Below are 7,227 nucleotides of genomic sequence, written 5' to 3' on the forward strand. Positions count from 1 at the left end.
GCCCAAATATTTGGGGGCACTTTCCTGCGGAGACGACCATGCCCCACCGGCTGACCCGCCTTCCGCGCCCCGAGCGAGGGCGTATCCTGCACGCGGTGATCGAGGCGGGGCTGATGCTGTTGGCCATCACCCTCGGTGCGCTGCTCACCGGTGACGCGCGCGCGCTCGCCATATCGGGTCTCTGGGCGCTGCCTCCCATATTGATCGCGGCGGGGTTGGGAAACGCGCTCGACCTGCACCGCGCCACACCGATCCGCCACCTCACCAGCGACATGGGACGGATTGCCCTTGTCGCCGGAATTGCAAGCCTCACCGGCATCCTCCTGTCGGCGGTGATGGTAGCCGGACCATCGGCGCGGTTCTTCATCGCAACGGGGATCGTGTATCTGCTCATATCGGGCGCGCGCCACCTCTGGCGGCGACATGACGGCGGAACCCGTCCCACGGGCCGCGCCGTCGATCCGGCAGCACTTCTGGGGCGCGACGCACTCGAGAACGAGTTGCCGGATGTGAGCGACGTCTATGCCGGGCGGCGCATTCTCGTGACCGGTGCGGGCGGCTCCATCGGCTCCGAGCTTTGCCGTCAATTGGTGCAATGCCGCCCCACAACCCTGATCCTGATGGATCACGGCGAACATGTGCTGTTTCAGATCGAGCGCGAACTGCGCGGTCTCGCCCCAGAACTGGAGATCATCCCGATCCTCGGCTCGGTCTGCGACGCCGCCCTCGTCAACGTGCTGATGCACGCCAAGAAGATTGACGTGGTGCTGCACGCGGCCGCCTACAAGCACGTGCCGCTGGTGGAATCGAACGCCATCGAGGGGATGCGCAACAACGTACTCGGGACCCGTACCGTCGCCAATGCCGCGCGCGAGGCGGGGGTCGAACGCTTTATCCTCGTCTCCACCGACAAGGCGGTGCGCCCGACATCGGTGATGGGGGCCTCTAAACGATTTGCCGAGATGATCGTGCAGGATCTGGCCACCCGGTCGGACAAGACGCGATTTTCGATGGTGCGTTTCGGTAATGTTCTGGGCTCTTCGGGCTCGGTGATCCCGGTCTTTGCCGATCAGATCGCGCGCGGCGGACCGGTAACGCTGACCCACCCGGAGGTCACGCGCTATTTCATGACCATTCCCGAGGCAGTGCGACTGGTGCTGCTGGCAGGATCCTTCGCCCGCGACGGCGATGTCTTCGTGCTCGATATGGGCGAACCGGTCGCCATTCAGGACATCGCGCGCCGGATGATCGAGGCGTCCGGCTATAGCGTGCGCGATGCTGCCAATCCGCGCGGCGATATCGAGATCGAGATCACCGGGCTGCGCCCCGGCGAGAAGCTGCACGAGGAACTGCTGATCGGCTCGGATATGCTGACCACACTGCATCCGCGCATCCTGCGCGCGCAGGAGGGGCACCTGTCGGAGATCGAGCTTGCCAAGGCGCTCAAGTCACTGTCCGAGGCGATCGAAACCCGCGATGTGGCCCTGCTGCGCTCGATCCTCGCGCAGTGGATCGAGCAGACCGAGGCGGATGAGGCGGTGAATGACTGAGGGGTCGGAAGGCGGTTGATTTGGGCCTGATGCTGTCGTTGACGTTTCCGAGATGAGCCGCGCTGTGCCCGACCGCGGGTGGGCGCTGCAACCTTTCCGGGGCGCGCTTTATGGCAGCCAAATACTGCAGCGATTGCGCGGGGTTATGACGTTGCAAAAGCGCCCGCCCGGGGGGGCGGTCGGGCGCTGCGCGGCGGCGCGTTCCGCGCCTTGATTCCGCGCATTGGCGCTGCAACTAAACGACCGCTCGAGGCCAAAACCTACCCTCCTCAAAGCCTCCCGAATTTCTCCTCGAGATACTCCAGCAGCGGCCCCGCCGTGGGCTCCGCCCCTCCACAGGCGCGCCCGATCACCTCGGCGGGGGCAAACCGCCCGCCATGGCGCTGCACCTGTGCGCGCAGCCAGGATGTCGCCCCGCCCAGATCGCCGCGCGACAGATGCACCTCCAGATCCGGCACCGCCCCGCGCATCGCCTGGTAAAGACAGCCGGCGTAGACATTGCCCAGGCTGTAGGTCGGGAAATAGCCGAACAGCCCCACCGACCAATGCACATCCTGCAACACCCCGTTCGAGGCCCGATCCACCGCATAGCCGAAATCGGCCTCGAAGCGGTCATTCCACGCGGCCTCCAGATCGTCGGTCGACAGATCCCCCGCGATCAGCGCCTTTTCCAGATCAAACCGCAGCATGATATGCAGGTTGTACTGCACCTCGTCCGCCTCGGTGCGGATGAACCCGCGATGCACCCGGTTGACCGCGCGATAGAACGTCTCGGCATCGTCCACTCCGAAATCGCCGAAGGTGTCGCGCATCCGCTCGAACAGCCAGCCGGTATAGGCTCGACTGCGCCCAAGCTGGTTCTCGTAAATCCGGCTCTGGCTTTCATGCACGCCCATCGACACGCCCTGCCCCAGCGGCGTCAGGCGATAATCCGGGTCGATGCCCTGCTCATAACAGGCGTGGCCGACCTCGTGGATCGTGGAATAGAGGCAGTTGAACGGATCATGCTCGCTCACCCGCGTGGTGATACGCACATCGTCGCCGCTGCCCGAACTGAACGGATGCACGGCCATGTCGAGCCGCCCGCGCGCGAAATCATAGCCAAAATTCCGTGCCAATTCGCGCGAGAGACGCAGTTGCGCCTGTTCGTCGAAATGCGCGTCCAGCGCGGGCCAGTCGCGCTCCAGCGCGCGGGCGCGCAGATCGACCAGCCGGGGCCGCATCTCGGCGAACATCGCGTCTAGCCGCGCCGCCGTCATGTCGGGCTCGAAATCGTCGATCAGCGCATCATAGAGGTCGCGCCCCCGCGCCACGGCGGCGGCCTCCTCGCGTTTCAATCGGATCACCTCGGCCAGCACCGGCGCGAAGGCAGCGTAATCATCCGCCGCGCGTGCCTCGGCCCATTGCCCCTGCGCGCGGCTGGTCAGCCGCGCGAGCGCCACCGCCAGATCACCAGGCACCAGTGTGGCGCGATCATAGTCGCGGCGGATATGGCGCAGCTGCGCGCGGGCGACCTCGTCGCTGACCTCCGCCTCGGCCTCGGACAGCAGATCGCCGCGCCGGGGATCACAGCGCCGGGCGTGCAGCACCGCCTGCATCGCGCCCGACTCCTCGGACCGTTGCTCTGCCGCCCCGCGCGGCATCATGGTTTCCTGATCCCAGCCCAGCCGCCCGGCCACTTGTGCCAGCGCCTGCGTGTCGCGCTCCTGCGCCATCAGATCGTCATAGGCCGTCATGCCGTCGCCCCCCGAATGGATGTGGCGCGCGGATACTGGCTTAGGAACCGCGCCCGCAGGATCAGCACCCAGAGCACCACCGCCACGAATTGATGCGCAATCGCCAGATGCCACGGCGCGATATAGAGTACCGTCATGATCCCCAGCACGATCTGTAACAGCAGCACCGCGAACATCGCGGTAAACGCGCCGCGTGTGATGCCATGCGCAGAGCGCCGTCCGCGCAGCCAGGCCACCACGGCGAAGGCCAGCAGCAGATAGCCGCTGACCCGGTGAATGAACTGCACCGTGCCGGGGTTCTCGAAGAAATTGCGCCACCACGGGGCAAGGTCCATCATGTCAGGCGGCAGGAGGCCCCCGGCCATCAGCGGCCAGTCGGTATAGGTGCGGCCTGCGTCGATGCCCGCCACCAGCGCGCCCAGCAGGATTTGCAGAAAGGCGAAATGCATCAGGCCGGTGGAGAGGCTGAAAAGCCTGGCCTCACGCCCGCGCCGGGCCTGCATCAGTTCCCGCTCTTCACGGCCAAGCATAAAGACATACCAGGCAATCAGCCCGAGGATGACGAAGGCCAGCCCCAGATGCGTCGCCAGCCGGTAAGAGGCCACGGCGATCATCTCCCCCGAAAGCCCCGAGGACACCATCCACCAGCCAATCGCGCCCTGCGCCCCGCCCAAAGCACCCAAGCCCAGCAGACGCCCCGCCCAGCCCTTGGGGATCTGCCGCGCCAGCAGAAAGCCGAAAAAGCCCAGCGCCCAGACCAGCCCGATGACCCGGCCCAATTGCCGGTGCCCCCATTCCCACCAGTAGATCACCTTGAACTCGGCAAGGCTCATGCCCTTGTTCAAAAGCTCGTATTGCGGAATCGCACGATACTTGTCGAATTCCTCCTGCCAGACGGCGTCGGACATCGGCGGCAGCGCCCCGCTCACCGGCTTCCACTCGGTGATCGACAGCCCGCTATCGGTCAGCCGCGTGAGCCCGCCCACGGCGATCATCACCACCACCAGCGCAAAGAGGATCATCAGCCAGATGCGGATACCGCGCCGCGCGCCGCGCCGCCCGGAATCGATCATACCACCCTTGGGGGCCTGTTTGGGGGCCTCGGTGCCGCCCACCTCTTCGAAAATACTGCGTTTCCCGCTCATGTCCCGCCTTTCCGGTTCCGACCGCCTGACAGCTTAGGTCGCGGACCTGCCCGCTTCAACCGCGCTCCTTCCAGCGGACCATCTGCCGCAACACGCCGTGCAGCATCTGCACATCGGCGCGGGTCAGCGGCATCCGGCTCCAGAGGTTGCGCAGGTTGCTCTTCATGCTCTCGGCCTTGTGCTCGGGGAAGAAAAACCCCACCTCGCCCAGCCGCTCTTCGTAATGCTCCGCCAGCCTCTCGATCTCGATCTGCTCCGCCCAATCGGATTTGGCCATGTCCATGCGCTCATGCACCACCTCACCTGCGGCGCGCTGCCACTCATAAGCGGTCAGCAGCACGCATTGCGCAAGGTTGAGACTGGCAAATTCGGGGTTCACCGGCACGTTGATGATCGCGTTGGCCCGCGCGATATCATCGTTTTCCAGCCCGGCGCGCTCTGGCCCGAAAAGCACGGCCACCTTCTGCCCCCCGGCTATCTTTTCGGCGGCCAGCGCCATCGCGCGTTCGGGGCTGAAAACCGGCTTGGTCAGGCCCCGCGCCCGCGCCGTGGTGGCAAAAACATAGGCGCAATCTGCCACGCCTTGGGCCGTCGTCTCGACCAGCTGCGCCTCGTCCAGAAGACGCCCCGCGCCGCTCGCCATCGCCACGGCCTTGGGGTTGGGCCAGCCGTCGCGCGGTGCCACGATGCGCATCCGGTCGAGGCCGAAATTCCACATCGCCCGCGCGGCGGCCCCGATATTCTCACCCATCTGCGGGCGCACGAGCACGAAGGCGGGCTGCGGTCGGTCACTGGGCATCGGTGCTCTCTTTCCGGATAGGCGGCGCGCCGGGTTTAGGACAGGGCCGCGGAACTGAAAAGCCCCTGCCCGTCACCTTTCTGAAAATACTCATGCCAAACCCAAGCAAAAGGGCGCGCGCCCCGATTGGCCGCACGCCCTTGAACAGTCCATCGCGTGGCGGCTTATTCCGCCGCTTCCGCCGGGCCGCCAGAGGAGGCATCCTTGGCCTCATCCCCCTGCGGCTGGTCGTCGCCGCCTTCGGATTTCGGCGGCTTCTTGGCGCGCGGCTTGCGCGGGCGTTTCTGCGGCGCAGGCTTTTCCTGGGTTTCCGGCGTCTCGACCAGGCCGCTTTCGCTATCGCCGCTGCTGTCGATCACATCGGGCTGCGTGCTGCGGGCCGGATCGGGCTGCGTATGGCGCGGCCCCTGGCCACCGCTGTCGCTATCGTCGCGCGTCTGGCCGTCATCGCGCCCGCCCTGCCCGCGATCGCCGCGATCACGGTCACGATCCGCCTGACGGTCGCGGTTCTGACGCTCCTGCTCCTCGCGGCGGGCGTCCTGTTCCTTTTGCGCTTCGCCCAGCATGCGCAGGTAATGTTCGGCATGCTGCTGGAAATTCTCGGTGGCGACCCGGTCGCCCGACAATTGCGCATCGCGTGCAAGCTGATTGTATTTCTCGATGATTTGCTGCGGCGTCCCGCGCACCTTACCCTCGGGGCCGGAGCTGTCGAAGACCCGGTTGACGATATTCCCGACCGAGCGGTTGCGGTTCGGCTTGTTCCGCGAACGTGACTTGGATGATCTCATATTTTTGCAGTCCAGCCTTGTGGTCAATGCGTCGCTTGATCCGAACTGGCGCGTCCTTGCGCCGAAATCTGTCGAATCGGACATGTATTGGCTTGGCATCAAGCGGGACCGCCCTCATCGGGCATCCGCCGTCTTGATAATCTCCACTAAACACGCTGGACCGCGCCGCACAAGAGGAAAGCGAGATTTTTATTCACTTTGCGCGGTTTTTAGCGGTCAGACGGCACCGATCCGCCCTGTTTCGCGGTCCAGACGCCGACGATCACGCGGTCGCGCCCGTCGAGATCGGGCAGCACGCCCACCTCGGCAAAGCCCGCGCGTGTCAGTATATCGCGCACCTGCGCGCCCTGCTGCCAGCCGATTTCCAGCGCGATACGGCCACCGGGGCGCAGATGCGCCCCTGCCCCCACTGCGATCATCCGGTAGGCCGAAAGCCCGTCGCCGCCATCGCTCAGCGCGCGCTCAGGGTCGTGGTCGCGCACCTCGGGGCTGAGATCCGGCATCTCGTCCGCCGCGATATAGGGCGGGTTCGAGACGATCAGGTCAAACTCACTTGTGACCTGCGAAAACCAGTCCGAGCGGCAAAGATCGAGCCGTGTGTCCACCCCGTGCCGCGCCGCGTTGCGCCCCGCCACCTCAAGCGCCGCGGCGCTGATATCGGTGGCCACGCCCCGTGCCCCGGGCATTTCGGCCAGTAGCGTTACCGCGATGATTCCGCTTCCGGTGCCGAGATCAAGCAACCGCGCCGGGACCGGGCCGCGCAGCGCCTCGGCGATCAGGCATTCGGTTTCGGGGCGCGGGTCGAGCACATCTGCCGTCACCTCAAAGCTGCGCCCCCAGAACTCGCGCCGCCCGATGATCTTCGCCACCGGCTCGCGTGCCATGCGTCGCGCGATCATCGCGTCAAACCGTGCCGCTGCCGCCGCATCGAGATCATCGCCCAGATGCAAGGTCAGCCGATCACGCGAGACCTGCATGGCCGCCGCCATCAGCGCGCGCGCATCACCGGCCGCCGCCTCGATCCCCGCCGCCTGCAAGGCCCGCGTGGCCGCGACAAGTGCCGCCTGCGCGCTCACGTCATCTCGGCCAATAGCGTGGCCTGCGCGTCCGCCGTCAGCGCGTCGATCACAGCGTCGAGTTCGCCCTGTATCACCTGATGGAGCTTGTAGAGCGTGAGGTTGTTGCGGTGGTCGGTCATCCGGCCTTGCG

At 65.9% G+C, this 7,227-nt stretch carries 6 protein-coding genes and 1 pseudogene; 1 reads left to right on the plus strand and 6 read right to left on the minus strand.

Translation table 11 applies throughout. The features are described 5' to 3' along the window. Nucleotides 1-38: 38 nt before the first annotated feature. Nucleotides 39-1,550, plus strand: coding sequence for a UDP-N-acetylglucosamine 4,6-dehydratase family protein (locus RID11_RS12525; protein ID WP_350139613.1), 1,512 nt, complete (start codon nucleotides 39-41; stop codon nucleotides 1,548-1,550). 269 nt (nucleotides 1,551-1,819) lie between these two features. Here the strand turns inward: RID11_RS12525 and RID11_RS12530 are convergent, their stop codons facing one another. From RID11_RS12530 to RID11_RS12555, 6 genes and pseudogenes are all read right to left on the minus strand, one after another. After that, nucleotides 1,820-3,286 carry a carboxypeptidase M32 gene (locus tag RID11_RS12530; RefSeq protein ID WP_350139616.1) on the minus strand — a complete coding sequence of 489 codons (1,467 nt, stop codon included), beginning with the start codon at nucleotides 3,284-3,286 and terminating at the stop codon, nucleotides 1,820-1,822. Continuing rightward, the gene (ctaA, locus tag RID11_RS12535; RefSeq protein WP_350139618.1) at nucleotides 3,283-4,431 is read right to left on the minus strand and encodes a heme A synthase; all 1,149 of its coding nucleotides are present in this window, start codon (nucleotides 4,429-4,431) and stop codon (nucleotides 3,283-3,285) included. Before ctaA ends, RID11_RS12530 begins: the two co-directional genes overlap by 4 nt. A gap of 55 nt (nucleotides 4,432-4,486) precedes the next feature. After that, a complete protein-coding gene (locus RID11_RS12540; protein WP_350139620.1) occupies nucleotides 4,487-5,230 on the minus strand; it encodes an RNA methyltransferase in 744 nt (247 codons plus the stop codon). Nucleotides 5,231-5,394: 164 nt separating this feature from the next. Next, nucleotides 5,395-6,018, minus strand: coding sequence for a DUF4167 domain-containing protein (locus tag RID11_RS12545; protein WP_350139622.1), 624 nt, complete (start codon nucleotides 6,016-6,018; stop codon nucleotides 5,395-5,397). Nucleotides 6,019-6,227: 209 nt separating this feature from the next. Then, entirely contained in the window at nucleotides 6,228-7,094 is an 867-nt protein-coding gene (gene prmC, locus RID11_RS12550; RefSeq protein ID WP_350139625.1) for a peptide chain release factor N(5)-glutamine methyltransferase, read from the minus strand. Further along, nucleotides 7,091-7,227, minus strand: a pseudogene (locus RID11_RS12555) (peptide chain release factor 1); the annotation flags it as partial. The pseudogene RID11_RS12555 and the gene prmC, both read right to left, overlap by 4 nt.

The organism is Roseovarius sp., from assembly GCF_040219995.1.
Taxonomy (GTDB): domain Bacteria; phylum Pseudomonadota; class Alphaproteobacteria; order Rhodobacterales; family Rhodobacteraceae; genus Roseovarius.